The sequence below is a fragment of the Mycobacterium mantenii genome (genome assembly GCF_010731775.1).
Taxonomy (GTDB): domain Bacteria; phylum Actinomycetota; class Actinomycetes; order Mycobacteriales; family Mycobacteriaceae; genus Mycobacterium; species Mycobacterium mantenii.
The window spans coordinates 5,345,898-5,363,243 of sequence record NZ_AP022590.1; the positions used below are offsets into that span (position 1 = coordinate 5,345,898).

The following is a 17,346-nucleotide window of genomic DNA, read 5'->3' on the forward strand; positions in this document are numbered from 1 at the left end:
CCAACGCGCCGTCGACTGTCCAGCATGTCCGGTATAGCGATACGTGATCCCTTTGCGCACAGTTGATTTGGCAATAACGATGCACTCCGCACTGTGATAGTTTCATCAACGGCGCAGGCGAAATCCCAGCCGGGATATCAACCTGATTGGCTCCTCGCGCACGTGGTCATACATTTCCCGGTTCATCAACTCGTCGTCCAAGTAAGAGCACGAGCGAGGGGGGTAGTGACGGGGACGAACGCGGCCTTGGTCGTCGACCGGCGGCCGTGGGTGTAGGCGCCGGGTGATAGCGCGGCGGGCCAGCCTGAAATCGCGAACCCCGAGCGCCCACACATGCGTCTTGGTTAGCGCAAGCGCGACATTCATCGCCGACCAGCCCCGCCCGAGTGCACGATTCCCCCTCGCGCCCGCCGGCAGAGTTCGTTCGTCCGCCACACGAATCGGCCTGTGGTAGCCACGCCCTGGGGCTGCTCAACCCGGGATTGTCCGACCCACTGCCCGATCATGCTCCCTCCTTCCCCGCACAGACCCCTACAAGAAAGGGTACTAGTAGTAGCGCTACGCTACTATAGGTAGCATTAGTTGCCTAGAGTCCAGATCAATCGACCGATGCAGGGGCGATTCGGTGCGGGCTGGGTACGCGTGAGGTTTACGGTGACTACGTGGAGCGTGACACCCTGGAATTCCCGGTCGACGACGATGACGACGTTGACCCGCGCCGGCTGCGCTCACGAACCCGGCTCTTGGATGCGGCCACCAAACTCCTGAGCGCCGGCGGCATCGAAGCCGTCACCATCGATGCCGTCACCAAGGCCTCCAAAGTCGCGCGGACGACCCTGTACCGCCACTTCAGCAGCTCCACCCAACTGCTGGCCGCCACATTTGAGCGGCTCCTGCCGCAAGTCCACCCGCCACCGGCGACGGGATCTATGCGCGACCAACTCATCGAACTGTTGAGCCGACAGGCCACGCTGTTCCAGGAAGCCCCGCTGCATGTCACCACCCTGGCTTGGGTCGCGCTTGGCCCAACACCCGACGGCACCCAGGAAACCCAGGACCGACACGCGCTGCGCGCGCGGATCATCGACCAATATCGACAACCGTTCGTTGCCCTGTTGCAAAGCCCCGAAGCTCGCGCCGACCTGGATGACTTCGACATGGAGCTGATCCTGTGTCAACTCATCGGGCCTGTGGCGTTCGCCCGCCTCACCGGGCTGCGTGCCATCGATCGTCAAGACTGCGAGCGCATCGTCGATGACTTCCTCGTCGCGCACCGCCGCCAGGCAGATAAACCCGCACAGCGGGCCGTCAGCCGTAAACCAGTTTCGCGCCGCAGCGGCTCCGACTAGCCTGCAGCGCGGCTAATTCGCCGACCACGAGATCGGCAACGACAGATAACCTCGGATGGGGCCCGACCGCAGGCGTTGCGCGCGCTCTAGGTCGACCTCCCAGTTGGGCACCCGGGCCAGCAGGGCACGCAACGCAATCCGGGCCTCCATCCGCGCTAACGACGCGCCGAGGCAGAAGTGAATGCCCCTGCCGAATGCCACTTGGTGTTCGGGTTTGCGCCCGATATCAAATACGTCGGGATCGGCGAACACGCGTTCGTCACGATTAGCCGAGCCGAACAACAACAGCACCGATTCACCGGCGGACATCCTGACGCCATGCACTGTGACGTCGCGGGTCAACGTTCGCGAAAGTCCTTGCGCCGGTGAGTCATACCGCAGCAACTCCTCAACGGCTGCCCCGAGCAAGCTCTCATCGCCAGCCAGCTGGCGGCGGGTGTCGCGATAGTCGGCCAGTACCACCGCGGCGTTGGCCAGCAGATTCGACGTCGTCTCATGACCCGCGATCAGCAGCAGCAGGCAAAAGCCAAGCAGTTCGTCGTCACTGAGGTGCTTTCCGTCGATCTCGGCACACACCAACGCTGACATCAAGTCGTCGCGCGGTTGGCGGCGGCGGTCGGCGAGGAAATCGGTGAAGTACCCATAGATCGCGGCCGCGGCTGCCAAAGCCTCGCCGGTCTCGCCGTGGGTGGGATTGGATTGCACCAGCGCGTTCGACCATTGCCGAAATTGTGTGCGGTCCTCGCGCGGCACACCGAGCAAATCAGCGATCACCATCGCTGGTAGTACAGCTGCGAAGTCGGCGACGAAATCGGCCGAACCTGCTTCCTGTATTAGGCCGCCCGTCAAGTGATCAGCGAGGTCCTCGATCGCGGACGTCAGCGCCGCGATTCGGCGTGGTGTGAAGGCTTTGCTCACCAATGCCCGCAGCTGATCGTGTCGCGGGGGATCCATCAAAATCATCATCGGCAGCAGCGATTCGCGAAAAGTCGAGCCCGGCGGAGTCGGAAATACTCCGTCGACCGACGAGTAGCTGTGATGGTCCAGCAGCGCGCTGATGACATCTGCGTGGCGACTCAGTACCCACGTGTTGGTATCGGTGGCGTGGTAGACGGGTGCGTCGTCGCGTAGCTGCCGGTAGACGGGGTAGGGGTCATCCTGAATTTCCGGGTCAAAGGGGTCGTAGCGAAGTTGTACGGTCGACATGAGCGTCTCCTGCCACATTGCAGAACACCGGTTTAGACTGAGAGTTTAAACCGAGGGGAGGACTTTATGCGTAAGATTCCCGCTCAGATTTCCGAACGGTTGCCGGCTGCGGCCGAACTCTTTGCCGAGCGCGGACTCAACGACACAAAGATCGAAGACGTGGCCGCGACCACGGGCATCGCCAAGGCCACGCTCTACTACTACTTCGCCGGTAAAGAAGAAATACTCGCCTTCCTGCTCGAAGACGTCCTACAACACGTCGCGGACGAGGTCACCGCGATCGTCGAGGCAGACGGCACCGCCGCCCAACGCCTGCACACCGTCATCAATGCTCAACTGCGCGTGATGGCCCAGCGGCCCGCGGTCTGTCGCGCCCTCATCGGGGAACTGGGCCGCGCCGCCCGCATGCCCGCCATCGCGGACATGATCACCACTGCCTACTTCGAACCCGTCGAGACCTTGCTTCGGGCGGGTGCCGCCGACGGCTCACTCGTGGCACTCGACAAACCCAGAGCTGCCGCCATCGCCCTATTCGGTGCGGTCACGATCAGCGCACTGACCTACCTCATCACCGACGATGCGCTCAACGAAGAGCTAATCGCGCGAACAATCCACGACGTCGCGTTTATCGGCTTACGGCCACGCTAGCTGCCCCTGGGGGACCAATCTGGGACCGGCAAGCCCGGCACGACATCTCGCAGGAATACCGCGGGTTCGGAATACGTCCACCCGACCAACACGAGCAACGGCGGCAGGATTTCACAGCGCACTGGCTGCTGTGTAGCGGACGAGGGACTGTGTGGCTATGGCTGACCTGCGCCTGCTGTCCCTCATGAAGGACGGGATACGCACGTCATTGGCAATCTACGCCGGTCAGATATGCCCTACCCGAGACTGCCTAGCGGACGCAGGGCGATTCGGCAATTACAACCGCCAATGTGCCTGCAGCAGAACACACTTCACACGTTCAATGATGCCACACTAAGAGTGGCTGAGCAGAGCCAGCGCAACACCCAATGCCTAGCGCTACTAACTCGTTTTCCCATCTTTGTGGCGGATCCGCCATTTCTACGTCACGAAGTTTGGAAATCCGCCACGTAAAACTGGAACCTACAGTGGTCGTGGCGCCAGCGGGTGAGCTGGTCGTGGAATGCTACCGCCTTCTCTCCTCCAGATACTCTCAGCAACTCGTCATGGGCAAGCTTGCGCTTCTTGTCGCTGAACGCCATGCGCCCATAGGTGATGACCGCAGACTCCCACAGAGCGCGCCGTGTGAAGGCGTTGGCGGCGGTCTCCGGTAGGTTTTGACGTTCATGCAGGACCATATCGGCGCGGAGAAGGTCCAGCCACAGAGATCCCCACTTTCGGAGTCGATTCGCTTCGCTGGTGGGCAGCTCCACCTGAACGTCCGTCATGCCACGATCACACCATCACAGGGCCGACTTCTGGCCTTCGCCGCGACAGTTGGCTATGGCCGGTTCCGAATGATGGTTTCGACGGTGCTCGTTGCATCGATGTGTTGGGCAAGCTCCGCCGATATGTATCGGGCGTGACCGCGGATTCGGCGGATTATCTCGCGCCCCGAACGAGCGGTCGCCGGCTCATGATGAGCAACCCGATTGCGGGCCTTCAAAAGGTCACTCAAACCATTGTGCAGTTGCACGCGGTGGGTTCCGCTGGGGTAAGCGTGTGCTAGATGCGGCAGCCAGACGAGAGGTTCGTGCCGACGTGACGTTAGGAAGACCCAGAAACCGAACGTTAGCTCGGCAATCACCTTGCCGGCCGGCGCCGCGTTCCCGCCAGCATTGTCACGCGCAGTGGCGATGTCGCGATGCGTTCGTGCGTTCCCGGCCACACTTCGGGGGAACAGGTGATCGGCCGAAGTGCTGTCGAGCCAGTGGATGTCGCCACCTGCGACCGCCCCCTTTAGAGCGGTGTCATACATGTTTCGGAGTCCGACCTCCAGGTGGGCGAAGTCGTGCAGCAGGGCAGCGTTCAGGCTGGTGCTCCATTCGTACAACGCCAAGGCACGAGACCTGTCGTGGCCCGCCATTCTCAAGTAGGTTGCGAACCGGTCGGAACTAAACCAGCTCTCGACCCAAGGCCCGTACGGCACCGCCATGCAGGCAGTCAACCACGGCGTTGCTGGTCGACACGGCGGCCGTGTAGAATCCTCTACATAAAGGCCAGAGTTGCATCCCCAGGGATGTTCTGGTTGAGAATTCAGAAGAGCCCGGTATTCGACCCTCGCGGTCGACCCGGGTTCTTTGCTATTTGGTCGAGGGGCCCCCGCGTTCGTCATCGTCCATACGGTGGCCAGCATGACGGCCACCCTGGCGGTCGTTCATGCCTACACTTTGGGGATGGTTCGAGAACTCTGGCCCACGCCGCCCGGCCAGCCCACTGAACCCGGTGTCCCTGACTTCGCGCGTTGGGGCGACTCGGCACCCTTCGTCGCACAGGCCGAATATCTGCATGCGCAAATGTGCACGTTGTCGCTCGACATTGATGCCTTCGGAGCCGATGTGGGCGATCCCGCGGTGGTCAACTGGGTTGTCAATCGGCTGGCTGGCACAGGTTTGACGATCGCCGACATCGTCCGTTCTTTGTCTACGAGGCTGAACTGGGCGATTATCAACCCCAATCACGCTCTCGAAGTGATGGAGGCGTTCGACAGAGCTCGTCATGCCTTCACCGAAGCCTGCGGCGCGGCTCAAGCCGCCACCGAGGCGTTGCGCAATCACACGCAATTGCCGGGGTGAGGTGCCGCAAGCGTGTTAACCGCCGTGCCAAGTAACGCTGTCGCGAGTCGGGATGCGAACGCCGGCCCGTCATTCACTAGCGCGTATCCGCCGGCGACGCCGCCTTGGTTGCAGAAGGCTCGTCGTCGTCGCACCCTCCGATGAGTCACGGCACCGGTGTTCCGACCAACACGTGGGACCAGCCGAGTGGCCGTGCGCGGCACGACGGCGGTGGGGAAGCTGCTGGCAGGATTGCTGTAGATCGCTTGGCTACGTGACCACCGCCGCACGATTCGGCGCGCTGCCAGGTACGCGTCCTGGGCGATCTCGACGACCGCGATGGCCTTTTTGAGTCCGTAGACGCCCCAGAACCTTCCGGGACCACGTCCGGGCTGCTGCCACAACTCAGGCACGACATGCTGGTATTCCTTGTCGCCCAACGTATTCGGCGAAGAATGTTTGGTGAAGTAAATGGCCAGGCGCTTGGGATCGCACGCACGCAATCCGTTGAGGATGTCGATCCCCGTGCCGGCGAGCAAGTGACGCGCGCGTTGTTCCGGATCTGGATGGCCGACAATGTTTGCCCATTCCTGCGACAGCCAGTCTCGGAACGTGCGACCTGATCGCCCCACAGCGGGCGGCGGAGTCATCCACAAGTGAATGTGTGGTGCGCCGCGGCGTTGAAATTCGAGCTTCCAGATATAGCGGGCCGGTTCACCCCATTCGCGTTGAAACCGCTTGCGCCACAAGGCCATATGTCGTTTCACACTGGCGCCGTCTGGCGCAACGGATTGCCATTCGCCTGGGTAGGTCAGGGTCACCATCGCTGGCACACGGCCGCATTCCACCAGCGGTGTGTAGTCGAGCTCGGCGAAGGTGCGGCACATCGCGGCACGAGATTTGCGAGACCATTCCGTGATCGCTCGCCCAGGCGGGTTGGACATGTTACGGCCCGTCTTTATGCGGTCCTCCTCGGCGGCCACATCCAGCCGGTGACGGTCGACTGACCGCTCCGATGCCTTCTCCGCACGCACAGGACTGGTCCAGCCGAGGCGGACTACACCGGGGCCGATCGTGATCCGGAACCGGCCGGACTCCGGTTCCACCCCGAGACGGTCTTGCCCGTCTGCCCATGGCTGTGCCGGCTCAAACAGCGCTGCCGCCGAGGCCACCAAGTCGGAGCTCGGGAACCGCAGCCCCAGCGCATCTGCGGCCGACAGTTCCGCATCGGCGCCGCCCTCGATGCTGTCGCGGACACTTTTGGCACATATAACAAGCCCGTTGGTCCCAGCCGGAACACCGTCTACGTCGCTCCCACCGTCCGACCGACCGCTACCGCTCTCGCGCCCTCCGGCCGTGCCGGCCTCGGGCCCTCGCGGTCTACCGGCGTCCGCGACTCCGTCCGTGTTCCGGCTGGCCGTTCGGGTCGTGCCCGGGCGAAGAGTGGGTCGCTCCGCAATCGCGCTCGTTGAATGCGCGCTCGACCTCGTGATGCTGGGCATCGGGTGCCTGCTCCCCGGGAGCCCGCGGCGCGCGTCCCTGGGTGACGGGCGATGATGGGTTCCCTGACGGGAGTGCTGTCACCGTGTCCGGTTCTTGTCCGATCGTCGGACGAGCACCCTGCGTCAGACGCGCTCAGCGCGCCGTATTTGACGTATGGGTGTCGTTAAGCCGCAGGCCAGCGGCCGTTCCGCCCACCTGAAAAGCGGAAGGTCGGCGGTTCGATCCCGCCCCTGGCCACCACAGATCTGGCGAGTGCAATGCCCTCGGTCTGGCGCGGCGTCAAACCACGTAAGGCGCAATCAGAGTGGTCGCACCCAAGACCGCCAACCCGATCAAGAACGCGACGATCGTGAAGCCCATCACCTGGCGGACATTGAGTTTCGCGATCGCAAGCAGGGGCAGCAACCAGAAGGGCTGGATCATGTTCGCTACCCCCTCGCCGACGGCGACGGCCATGGACATCAACCCGAGGTAGCCCGGCGAGGTCTGACCGACCGCCCGGGCAGAGTCGATCGCGATCGGGCCCTGCACGGCCCAGTGCCCGCCGCCGGACGGCACGAACAAGCTGATGATCAACGAGCCGACGAAGGTCAGGAACGGCAGCGTGTACTGCGTCGCGCCGCTCACGAGCCCGTGGGCCAGCAGCGTCTGCAGGGGCACGGCCTTGCCGGCGGCCTGCGGGGGCGCGTAGCCGAGCAACGCGACCAAACCGCCGTACAGCGGGTACTGCAGCAGCAGTGGACCAGACACCTTCGCCGCGCCGGTAAACGCGCGGATGAACCGGATGGGCGTGCGGTGCAGCAGCGCACTCGTGATCGTGAACAACATGATCATCGACGAGATGTTCAGCGCGAAGCCGCTGAGCCAGAAGTAGGTAATGCCCGCGGCGAACACGAAGACGTTGAGAATCCACTGGTTTTCCAGCCATTCGGCGAACGATCGCTTGCCCTCGGTCTTGCCCTCGGACTGGTCCTCGTCCTCGAACACAGCCGGATCGGGCGCAAGGCTCTGCGCCGGGTGCATGCGCCAGATCGCAAGCGCGAGCAACGCCAGCACGACGATCACCGACAGCCAGCTGTAGGGCTGGAAGATCGTCAGCTTCAGCGGCACCGTGGTGCCAGTCATCTTGTGAATCACGTTGATTGGGCTGCCGTCGTCCGTGTTCGCCAGCGCGATCGATGACGACAGTCCCTGCGTCCAGACGATGAAACCCATGAATGCTGCCGCGATGAGGTAGCCGAAATGTGTGTCGGTGAAGCGCTTCGCGACCTGGCGGGCGATCAGTGCCCCGGCGACCAGCCCGAGTCCCCAGTTCAGCAGGGACAGTGCAGCGCTCACGCCAAAACACAGGAGGGCCCCTTGTACCTGGTTCCTCGGCTTGTTCGCGATGTAGACGATGGCCCGCTTCAGAACCGGTGCCTCGGCGAGCGTGTAGCCGGTCACGAGTATCAAGACCATCTGGAAGGCGAAGGTGAAGATATTCTGCGGTCCCCACACACCCCCGTACCAGGCCTTGAGCATGCCGCTGGGCGAGGCGCCGTGCACCAAGAGCGCGACCAGCGCGGCGACGATGACGGTGAGGATGACCGCGAACAGGTAGGGGTCGGGCATCAGCCGTTCGACATACCGGACACAGAGCGCGGTGAAAGCCTGGATGACGCCGCCGTGTCTGGGTTTACGTTCTTCGTCTGGCGCGCTTGGCTGTTCAGGTTCGGCCTCGGGCGCCTCGGTCGCGGCCTTGGGTTCTTCGCTCGTCGTCATCGACTTGCCCTCGTGTTCGGTGGGCGTCGAAGTCGATCGTGACCGCGGCTGGTTGGGCGGGGGACTCTAGTGCGCGCGGGGTTCGTATTCGGAGCGCGCATCGCCATCGCCCAGCGGCCATCGTTCGCAGATCGACCCCTTTGTTTGGTGTGGTCAGCTCGCGTTCGACCGCGGGCACTGGCGATCCTAGTGGAGCTTGCGCGGGGCCGCTTCTTTTGCGTGCGCTGCCGCTATTTGAGCATGCTCCCGGCGTCCACGGTGACCGGAAGGCCTGTGATGTAACGTGATTCGTCGGACGCCAGGAGCAGCACCGTGTTGCTGATGTCCATCGGCTCGACCCAGCCGACGGGCAGCACGTGCATGAACTGCGCGGCGACTTTGAGGTCGTCGGGGCCGGGGTTCTCCAGATCGGGCCGGAACAGCTTCATCGTTCCCTCGTTCATGAACATCGGTGTGTTCACGTTGGTCGGGTGAACGGAATTCACCCGGATGAAGTGCTGGCCGAGTTCCACCGCGAAAGCGCGCATCAAGCCGACGACGCCGTGCTTGGCCGCGATGTAGTGACCGGTGTGCGGGTAGGCCTTGAGTCCGCCGACCGAGCTGGTCAAGATGATCGATCCGCCCTGACCCTGAGAAATCAGGTGCGGCACACCAGCTTTGACGGTCTTCCAGACGCCCGACAGGTTGACGTCGATCATGTCGCGCCAGTCGTCTTCCCGGGTTTTGTCGAGAGTCTGTCCGCCGTTGCCGATTCCGGCATTCGCGCAGATGATGTCCAACCGGCCCAGCTGTTCGACTCCGCTGTCCACCGCCGCCTTCAGGGCGTCGTAGTCACGCACGTCGACCTCGTTGGTCACGATGCGCCGATTGAGGCCCCTGATCAGGTCGGCCGTCTCGGCCAGGTCATCGGGGGCGTCGATGGTGGAATCTCGCTGCTGCTGCTGCTGCTGCTGATCGGCGAGCAGATGTCGACCGCGATGATGTCGGCGCCCTCCTGCGCCAACCGCACCGCGTGGTTGCGGCCTTGGCCCCGGGCGGCGCCGGTGATCAGCGCAACCTTGCCCTCAACTCTTCCGCCCATGACTGCACCTCACTGATCCGAGCGGCCGGGATGACGATGGCCCGGCGCGCCTGTCTGTCGACCTTGAATTATTTGTCGACCGATCAGGAAGGGTGGCACCATTCGCCCGTGCTGCCAACCGACCACCGCGCGACGCGATGCCTGGGCGCCGACGCGACGCGCCGCTCACCCGAAGCGGCCGGCCGGTGCTAGCCGCGCGGCGCCGGGGTGGCCGCGGGTGTCTTCAGCAGGCTCATCTGGCGTTCGACGAATCCGCGTAGCTCGTCGTGCCCTTGGGTGACGCCGACCGCGCTTTCGTTGCACAGGCTGCGCGCCACCTGCGCGATCAGCATCGAGATCGCCACCGGTGGATACTTATCGAGATCGATGTGATTGGCGCGCAGCACCATCGTCACGGCCGCCGTCTCGATGTCGCGTACTCGCTCGGCGTAGGCCTTCAGCTCGGCGCCAATTGCCTTGCGGTGGTTGGCCAGTGCCATGAACTCGGCATTCAACGCCGTCACGGCGGAGTCGCTGTTCATCACCCACAGCGCTCGCAGCGGATCGTCCTCGGTCAGCAGTGCCCGCATGCGCGCCAGCGCGGTCTCGGCACCGGCCCGCAGCACCTCCACGAACAGATCGTCCATCGTCGGGAAGTAGTAGTAGACCAGGGCCTGCTTGACGCCTGCCTCGGCTGCCACGCGCCGGGACGTGGCCGCGGCGTAGCCTTCCTCGCGCATGAGTCGGGCGGTGGCCTCGATCAGCTTGCCGCGCGCCCCGGCCTCGGCGCTCTTCTTGATCTGGCGGGTCGCTGGCGGATTGGGCGCACCCGCTTTGCTTGACCGGTTTGCGCGATCCGTGGTAGGCATACCGCATCCTAACAATTTGGTCGATCGATCAGTTTATTAGTACGCAAAGAGTCGGGATGAAGGTGACCGCCTGTTCACAACCCATCGCCGCGGCCACCGAGGGCGCTTCGGCGTGCTGCCCCGCTCTGCAGGCCGGGAAAAGGAATTGAACTCATGACTGAACTCGCCGACGTCGACTACTTCACCGACGCCGACATCGCGCAAGATCCCTATGCCTACTGGGATTATCTGCGCGGCCGGGGCCCGGTGTTCCGTGAGCCGCATTACGGAGTCGTGGCCGTCACCGGGTACCAGGAAGTCCAGGCCGGCTTCAAAGACGTCGATTCGTTCTCCGCGGTGAACGCGATCGGCGGTCCGTTTCCCCCGCTGCCGTTCACCCCGGAAGGGGATGACATCGGCGACCAGATCGAAGCGCACCGCCACGAATTCCCGATCTTCGAGCACATGGTCGTCATGGACCCGCCCGAACATGAAAAGGCGCGCTCCCTGCTAGGGCGGCTGCTCACTCCGCGTCGGCTGCAGGAAAACAAGGACTACATCTGGCGGTTGGCCGATCGGCAATTCGACGAGTTCATCGCCAACGGTCAGTGTGAGTTCCTCGGCGAGTACGCGAAGCCGTTCGCGACGCTGGCGATCGCCGATCTGCTCGGGGTGCCGGACGAGGACCGCCCAGAGATCCGCCGCAATCTCGGGGCCGGTAACGCGCCGGGCGCCAGGGTGGGGGCACTCGATCACGAACCGGTGGGCAGCAATCCGTTGCAGTACCTCGACGACCTGTTCGGCGCCTACATCGCCGACCGGCGGGAACGCCCCCGCGAGGACGTGCTGACCGGTCTCGCGACCGCCACTTACCCCGATGGCTCGACCCCACCGCTACTGGAGGTCGTCCGACCGGCCACCTTCCTGTTCGCGGCCGGCCAGGAGACCGTGACCAAGCTGCTGAGCGCCGCGGTTGAGGTTCTCGGTGACCAGCCCGAACTGCAGGCGCGGTTGCGCGCCGACCGAAGCCTGGTCGGCTCGTTCATCGAAGAGGCGCTGCGCATGCAGAGCCCGACCAAGGTCGACTTCCGGCTGGCTCGCAAGACGACCACCCTGGGCGGAGTGCGGATCCCGGCCGGCACGGTCATCATGCTGTGCCTGGGAGCGGCCAACCGCGATCCGCGAAGATTCGAGAATCCGAATGAATTTCAGGTCGATCGGAAGAACGTTCGTGAGCACATCGCCTTCGGTCGCGGAATCCACACCTGCGCAGGCGCACCGCTTGCGCGCGTGGAAGGCCAGGTGACCATCAGCCGTCTCCTGGACCGCACGCGCGACATCCGGATCAGCGAGGCCAAGCACGGCCTGCCGCCCAACCGGGAGTACCGCTACGAGCCCACCTTCCTGCTGCGCGGGCTCAAGGAGCTGTACATCGAGTTCACGCAGGCCGACTGACGATCGTTAGTCTTGTGCCGCAAGGCCTTTAACCTGTTGGTAGTAGATGATGTTGCCGCCGCCGGCCCAGTTTCCTTCGGGGATTTCGTGGATCAACGTCCAGACGTGAAACGCCCGTTGGCCCCGTGGGTCGATTCCCGCCGCGGCGCAAACCGCAGCGTGCACGTCGGCGGCCAGCTGCTCTTTGCGCTCCTTGGACAGCGCACCTTCGAACACCGTCAGGTCGATCCTGAACCGGGCGGCACCCGGACCGCGGCCGCCCACCGAAAGCTCGGTGGAGTCTTTGGCGTGCAGGTAGACCCAGGTGTTGTCGCGCAAAAACGGTGTGTCCGGCGCACGTTCGGCCCGCAGCAACACGGTGACCAATTCGTCGGCCAATCGGCTCAGCGCTTCCTCATCCGCCGAGCCGCGCACGAAGGTCAGGTCGATCATCGGCATTGCGGCACCCTCCTCACAGCTTCTTCAAGCCCCGAACGACCTTGATGTCGGGCATGGTTGCGGATGCGCTCTTGCGCAGACTCGGTTGAATCGCACCGGCATTGCCCACGACGAGGTAACGCAGGCCGTGGTCACGAAACTCCGCGATCTGTCCGATCACCTCGTCGGGTGTTCCCACCGCAAACAGCTCTGCTACGAGCGACCGCGGCACCCTCGCCGCGTTGGAGAGCGCTGTCTTCTCGTATAAGCCGAATTTGACCATCGCCGTCGCTCCTTCGCGAACCGCCGGCCCGGAGACTAGCCGATCGGCTACCCGACCATAATTGATGGTCACCAGCGCATCAATGGTTCTGCCCCACCGCGTCTACATCTCAGCAATCGTCGACGTCCTCGACGCAGCGGTCAGCGGTGCGTGGGGCGCTCTTGCCGGACCTGTGCAGCGGCAACGCCGCCGCCGCGCGCTAATCCGCTCGGAACGGTCGCGACGACGTTTGGTGGCTGGCTAGCTGCCGGTAGCACGTTCACGCTGTTGGTGTGCGGCCCGCAGGATCGAGTCTGCGGCTATGAATGCAGGTTTAACGCGGTCAGCACCCGTAATGGGTAGGTTTGCCGCATGGCGCAGCACCATCAGGGCCAATGCGCTGTGGGTCGCGTAGGAGACGACCAGCAGGTTGGCGCAGGCCTGCGCGCCGCTGACCGTCATGACGTGCTGGCGTTTGCCTTCCCATCCCGGCCAGTTGAGATCGGGTGGTCGTTGGAGCGACGACCAATTCACGTTGATGGCTGTGACGCCTCCGAGCAGCGGAGTCAGGACCGCAACGAGCTCGGGCAATTCGTTGGTGATGCGATCTGCGCGCGGCCACCACGCACCGTCAATGTGGCGGCCGAGCTCGCGAGCCACCGATAACCGGATGGGATTGGCTTGGCGTCGGCTCCCGATCGCGTAGCTCATCGGAAGTACCTCAGTTGGCAAGTCGCGCCCCCGATAGCCGGGCCTGCATCACCCATGGGCGGTTCCTTCGCGCTCGGTGTCGTCGGGCCCGCGGACGCGGGATAGACGGAGGAATCACATTGCCCGGTGGGTGTCGTCCGCGCCGATGGTGCGGTGGACCACCGCTGACAACGAACGGCTCGCGTTCGACGCTACGCCACCAGTGGGCGACCGGGGCGGTTGGGTACGCAACGAGAGCGCGCAAGCGCGGCGCGGCCTTGCCCGTCGGCTTCGTGGGGATTCCAACGTCCTTGCGCCGCAAGGGATGAATGGGCGATGCTCGCCATCTTCCCACCCTGGATCGGGATTGCGGGTAGGGTGACGGCAACAGTGAGGGCGTATTACATGGCAATAGAGAACTGGTGCGACGCGATCGAGATCCATCCGTCGCAGATCCGGGTCGGTGACATCATCGGCACGCGGCGTCCCACCGAACTGCGTTTGACCGTCAAGATGATCAGTGGTCCGCAGAGCGGGCCGCGGCAGTGGACATTTTTCAGCCGAGACGACAACGGCCAGCAGCGAACCAGTACGTTCGGCGAAGATGAATTAGTCCGCAGGTACGCCAAAGCTTCCTGACATCGTGCGGCGTAGCTTCCCCTTGGGGCACCTCCTCGAGCGCTCTCTAAGCCGATTACCGTCGCCGTCTCTCTGAACGGAGAGCATCGGCATCGGGTTGGTCCGAAAACGTCGGGTTCTCGACCGGTTTCCCGGAGGATTCGCCCGAAGCGACGTGCTTCGGTGCCTCGGGATGAGAAAACAGGTTCGATGTGTCCATAGGTGTCCTTCCGAATGAGGAGTTCGGCCGATACGCAGTGCTAACTTACGGTCGGACGAGGATCGAATCGCACGGCGATGTCATTGGTAATTCGTTCACGATTCGCGGTTGACCGCCAGAGAGCGGTTCATCTCCACTGTACAGGCAGTCGGCACCGTGCCCGCTGTGGTCGGTCAAGCGGTGCTCTACACCGTTGCGCGCCCCGAAGGAGGCGGTTCTGGCGCGGACTAGGCTGCACCACAGGCGCGTAGCGGCTGTTCAAGCCCATGTAGCGCTGAATTCGTGAGCACCACAACGGTTTCAAGACAATAGGCGGTCCCGTGCTACTCTGAGGCCGTATGGATGTGTTTGGTACATCCGCATTTGAATGAGAGAAGTAAGTAAATGGCACAGGGAACTGTGAAGTGGTTCAACGGTGAAAAGGGCTTCGGCTTCATCACCCCTGACGAAGGCACGAAAGACCTCTTCGTCCACTACTCCGAAATCCAGGGAAACGGCTATCGCTCGCTCGAGGAGAACCAGCGTGTTCAGTTCGAGGTTGAGCAAGGAGCCAAAGGACCCCAGGCGGTAGGCGTCACTGCCGTCTAAGAACTTCACATACATCACGGTGGGGCTGGTGCGGATCCTTCGTACCGGTCCCACCGGTGTATTCGGGCGCTGTGGTTTCCCCGGCTGTGGGCCGCAGCCGGGCCGTTGGTCCCGTCGCCCGCCTGCGACATCATCCGGTACTTAACCCATCCGGATCGATGAACCCGGATAATGACCGCATGCGTCTCGCGCTGGTGCTGCGGTTGGCAATCGCGTTGGCGCTCGTCTCGTTAACCGGGACACGCATCGCGAACGCCGGCCCCGACGTGCCGCCGGTCAGCGACGCCGCGCGAGCGGCGGGATTCGTCGACATCCGCACCGTCGTTCCAGACGCGGTGCTCGACCTACGCTACGCGACGACGAACAACTTCACTCACACCCAGCTGTATCCTTCCGACGCGAGATGCCTTGTGCACCAATCGATGGCCCCCGGCCTCGCCGCCGCGGCCGGTGCGTTGCGCCCGCAGGGTCACCTGCTGGTGTTCTGGGACTGCTATCGGCCGCACGACGTTCAGGTCAGGATGTTCAACGTGGTTCCCAACCCGGCCTGGGTGGCACGGCCGGGCGCGTACGCCCGCAGCCATGAGTCGGGACGATCGGTCGACGTCACGTTCACCAGCGTGCAACCACAGTGCCCGCCCGAGCGTCATGCGGGTGGGTTGTGCCTGGCCGATATGGGTACCGATTTCGACGATTTCTCGCCGCGCGCAACGGCATTCGCGACGCAGGGTGTCAGCGCCGACGCTCAGGCGAACCGGACGCAGTTGCGGGACGCAATGAAGTACGGCGGATTGTCGCCCTACTCCGGCGAGTGGTGGCACTTCGACGGCCCAGGGGCCGGCGTCGACCGTCCGATTCTCAACGTCCCCGTCGACTAGCATCTCATATGGTGAGACACTAGTTTCATATTATGACTTGCCGTCGGTAAGCTTGCGGCATGAACGACCGGGCCAGTTACACGCACGGACATCACGAGTCGGTGCTGCGCAGTCATCAGCGCCGCACCGCCCAGGATTCCGCGGCGTACCTGCTAGGGCATCTGAAGCCGGGGCTGTCCGTGCTCGACGTCGGTTGCGGACCCGGCACCATCACCGCCGATCTGGCCGCACTGGTCGCACCTGGATCGGTGACCGCCGTCGACCAGGCCACCGACGTGCTCAGCGTTGCCCGAAGCGAGGTCGAGAAGCGCGATCTGTCCAACGTCTCGTTCGTGACCGCCGACATCCACCACCTTGACTTTCCCGACGGCGCCTTCGATGTCGTCCACGCGCATCAGGTGTTGCAGCACGCCGCCGATCCGGTGGCCGCCCTGCGCGAGATGCGGCGCGTGTGTGTGCCGGGCGGCATCGTGGCGGCCCGCGACGCCGACTACGCGGGATTCATCTGGTATCCGGAGCTTCCGGTGCTCGACCTGTGGCGAGACCTCTACCAACGTGTCGCGCGCGCCAGCCGCGGCGAACCGGATGCGGGCCGGCGGCTGCTGTCCTGGGCGCGGCAGGCGGGATTCGACGACATCACGCCCACGGGCAGCCTGTGGTGTTATGCCACGCCCGCAACGCGCGACTGGTGGGGCGGAATGTGGGCCGACCGCATCCTGCACTCAACCGTGGCGCGTGACCTAGTGAGCCTCGGGCTGGCGAGCACCGCCCAGCTTGAGGAGATCTCCGCCGGGTGGCGAGAATGGGCCGGCGCCCCGGATGGCTGGATCGCCATCCCGCACGGTGAAATCATCTGCCGCGCATAGGCCTTCAGTCCAGGAAGAGGTCGGGGATGGGGTGGTCACCGCCGCCGTACCGGGACAGGTCCGCGACGCCGGCGGATCGCAGCACGTCGGCGTCGATGTAGCAGTTTCCGGTGGTTTCCCTACTGGGCCGCGTGATGATTTCTACGGCGGCGTCGGCCATGATCTCCGGACTGCGCGACGACTCGGCCAACTTGTCCCCATCGGCCATGTTCGCCACCGCGGCGGTGGCGATATACGTCTGCGGCCAAAGGCAATTCACGCCGATCCCGGCGTCGGTGAATTCCGCCGCCCAGCCCAGCGACAGCAGCGTCATGCCGTACTTGGACAGCGTGTAGGCGGGGTGGGCGCCCAGCCAGCGGGGGTTCATGTTCACCGGTGGCGAGATGGTGAGGACGTGCGGGTTGGCGGACTTCTCCAGATGAGGCACGCAGGCCTTGGTCAGCAGGAAGGTGCCGCGCAGGTTGATCTCCTGCATCAGGTCGTACTTCTTGGCCGACAGCACGGCGGTCGGTTCCACCGCGATGGCGCTGGCGTTGTTGACGCAGACGTCGACGCCGCCGAACCGCCCCACCGCCGCGTCGACCACGCGTTGTACGTCCTCCTCGCGGCGCACGTCACCGACGACCGCCAGCGCCTTGCCGCCGGCGGCCTCGACCTCCGCGGCGGCGGTGTGCACCGTTCCGGGCAGGCGCGGATGGGGGGTGTCGGTCTTGGCCAGGAGCACCACGTTGGCGCCTTGCCTGGCCGCACCGATTCCGATTGCGAGCCCGATTCCGCGGCTGCCACCGGAGATGACGACGGTGCGATCGACGAGCGAACCGTTAGGCATTGAGCCTCCCTTTACCTGGTCAAGCTGTGGTATTGGCATTCTCTTTTTTTGCAAG

18 protein-coding genes and 1 pseudogene are annotated in these 17,346 nt (G+C 64.0%); 8 read left to right on the forward strand and 11 right to left on the reverse strand.

All coding sequences use genetic code 11. From position 1 onward, the window contains the following. Positions 1-662 precede the first annotated feature (662 nt). Positions 663-1,349 carry a TetR/AcrR family transcriptional regulator gene (locus tag G6N50_RS24635; RefSeq protein WP_012396371.1) on the forward strand — a complete coding sequence of 229 codons (687 nt, stop codon included), beginning with the start codon at positions 663-665 and terminating at the stop codon, positions 1,347-1,349. 12 nt (positions 1,350-1,361) lie between these two features. Here the strand turns inward: G6N50_RS24635 and G6N50_RS24640 are convergent, their stop codons facing one another. Next, positions 1,362-2,555 carry a cytochrome P450 gene (locus G6N50_RS24640; RefSeq protein WP_031349045.1) on the reverse strand — a complete coding sequence of 398 codons (1,194 nt, stop codon included), beginning with the start codon at positions 2,553-2,555 and terminating at the stop codon, positions 1,362-1,364. Between the two features lie 66 nt (positions 2,556-2,621). Here G6N50_RS24640 and G6N50_RS24645 point away from each other — a divergent pair, with 66 nt between their 5' ends. After that, positions 2,622-3,203 carry a TetR/AcrR family transcriptional regulator gene (locus tag G6N50_RS24645; RefSeq protein WP_012396369.1) on the forward strand — a complete coding sequence of 194 codons (582 nt, stop codon included), beginning with the start codon at positions 2,622-2,624 and terminating at the stop codon, positions 3,201-3,203. Between the two features lie 425 nt (positions 3,204-3,628). Here G6N50_RS24645 and G6N50_RS24650 read toward each other — a convergent pair whose 3' ends face one another. Both G6N50_RS24650 and G6N50_RS24655 read right to left on the reverse strand, forming a co-directional pair. Beyond that, positions 3,629-3,970, reverse strand: coding sequence for a hypothetical protein (locus tag G6N50_RS24650; RefSeq protein ID WP_012396368.1), 342 nt, complete (start codon positions 3,968-3,970; stop codon positions 3,629-3,631). 53 nt (positions 3,971-4,023) lie between these two features. After that, entirely contained in the window at positions 4,024-4,608 is a 585-nt protein-coding gene (locus G6N50_RS24655) for a CAAX protease (protein WP_232068827.1), read from the reverse strand. Positions 4,609-4,876: 268 nt separating this feature from the next. Here G6N50_RS24655 and G6N50_RS29555 point away from each other — a divergent pair, with 268 nt between their 5' ends. Further along, positions 4,877-5,317 carry a hypothetical protein gene (locus tag G6N50_RS29555; RefSeq protein ID WP_012396366.1) on the forward strand — a complete coding sequence of 147 codons (441 nt, stop codon included), beginning with the start codon at positions 4,877-4,879 and terminating at the stop codon, positions 5,315-5,317. Here G6N50_RS29555 and G6N50_RS24665 read toward each other — a convergent pair. The 4 genes and pseudogenes from G6N50_RS24665 to G6N50_RS24680 form a co-directional block, all read right to left on the reverse strand. Next, positions 5,296-6,798, reverse strand: a complete 1,503-nt coding sequence (locus G6N50_RS24665; protein WP_012396365.1) for a rolling circle replication-associated protein — start codon at positions 6,796-6,798, stop codon at positions 5,296-5,298. The two genes, G6N50_RS29555 and G6N50_RS24665, sit on opposite strands and share 22 nt — an antisense overlap. A gap of 280 nt (positions 6,799-7,078) precedes the next feature. After that, positions 7,079-8,455 (reverse strand): TIGR00366 family protein, encoded by a 1,377-nt coding sequence (locus G6N50_RS24670; RefSeq protein ID WP_083093984.1) that lies wholly within the window; start codon positions 8,453-8,455, stop codon positions 7,079-7,081. 335 nt (positions 8,456-8,790) lie between these two features. Continuing rightward, positions 8,791-9,641, reverse strand: a pseudogene (locus G6N50_RS24675) (mycofactocin-coupled SDR family oxidoreductase). 188 nt (positions 9,642-9,829) lie between these two features. Next, positions 9,830-10,384, reverse strand: coding sequence for a TetR/AcrR family transcriptional regulator (locus G6N50_RS24680; protein ID WP_083093983.1), 555 nt, complete (start codon positions 10,382-10,384; stop codon positions 9,830-9,832). A gap of 258 nt (positions 10,385-10,642) precedes the next feature. Here G6N50_RS24680 and G6N50_RS24685 point away from each other — a divergent pair, with 258 nt between their 5' ends. Further along, the gene (locus tag G6N50_RS24685; protein ID WP_083093861.1) at positions 10,643-11,923 is read left to right on the forward strand and encodes a cytochrome P450; all 1,281 of its coding nucleotides are present in this window, start codon (positions 10,643-10,645) and stop codon (positions 11,921-11,923) included. Positions 11,924-11,929: 6 nt separating this feature from the next. Here G6N50_RS24685 and G6N50_RS24690 read toward each other — a convergent pair whose 3' ends face one another. From G6N50_RS24690 to G6N50_RS24700, 3 genes are all read right to left on the reverse strand, one after another. Next, positions 11,930-12,361 carry a tautomerase family protein gene (locus tag G6N50_RS24690; RefSeq protein ID WP_083093859.1) on the reverse strand — a complete coding sequence of 144 codons (432 nt, stop codon included), beginning with the start codon at positions 12,359-12,361 and terminating at the stop codon, positions 11,930-11,932. A gap of 13 nt (positions 12,362-12,374) precedes the next feature. Continuing rightward, positions 12,375-12,623, reverse strand: a complete 249-nt coding sequence (locus G6N50_RS24695) for an LLM class flavin-dependent oxidoreductase (RefSeq protein WP_142275457.1) — start codon at positions 12,621-12,623, stop codon at positions 12,375-12,377. 240 nt (positions 12,624-12,863) lie between these two features. Next, complete coding sequence (locus G6N50_RS24700) at positions 12,864-13,301, reverse strand: DUF5994 family protein (protein WP_083093982.1); 438 nt, start codon at positions 13,299-13,301, stop codon at positions 12,864-12,866. A 396-nt stretch (positions 13,302-13,697) separates the two neighbouring features. Here G6N50_RS24700 and G6N50_RS24705 point away from each other — a divergent pair, with 396 nt between their 5' ends. The 4 genes from G6N50_RS24705 to G6N50_RS24720 all read left to right on the forward strand — a co-directional run bounded on the left by G6N50_RS24705 (position 13,698) and on the right by G6N50_RS24720 (position 16,462). Next, entirely contained in the window at positions 13,698-13,931 is a 234-nt protein-coding gene (locus G6N50_RS24705) for a hypothetical protein (RefSeq protein ID WP_083093855.1), read from the forward strand. Positions 13,932-14,514: 583 nt separating this feature from the next. Next, positions 14,515-14,718 (forward strand): cold-shock protein, encoded by a 204-nt coding sequence (locus G6N50_RS24710; protein ID WP_067829263.1) that lies wholly within the window; start codon positions 14,515-14,517, stop codon positions 14,716-14,718. A 179-nt stretch (positions 14,719-14,897) separates the two neighbouring features. Next, complete coding sequence (locus G6N50_RS24715) at positions 14,898-15,596, forward strand: M15 family metallopeptidase (RefSeq protein WP_083093853.1); 699 nt, start codon at positions 14,898-14,900, stop codon at positions 15,594-15,596. 59 nt (positions 15,597-15,655) lie between these two features. Further along, positions 15,656-16,462 (forward strand): methyltransferase domain-containing protein, encoded by an 807-nt coding sequence (locus tag G6N50_RS24720; RefSeq protein ID WP_083093850.1) that lies wholly within the window; start codon positions 15,656-15,658, stop codon positions 16,460-16,462. 4 nt (positions 16,463-16,466) lie between these two features. Here the strand turns inward: G6N50_RS24720 and G6N50_RS24725 are convergent, their stop codons facing one another. Beyond that, a complete protein-coding gene (locus tag G6N50_RS24725; RefSeq protein WP_083093848.1) occupies positions 16,467-17,291 on the reverse strand; it encodes an SDR family oxidoreductase in 825 nt (274 codons plus the stop codon). Positions 17,292-17,346 lie beyond the last annotated feature (55 nt).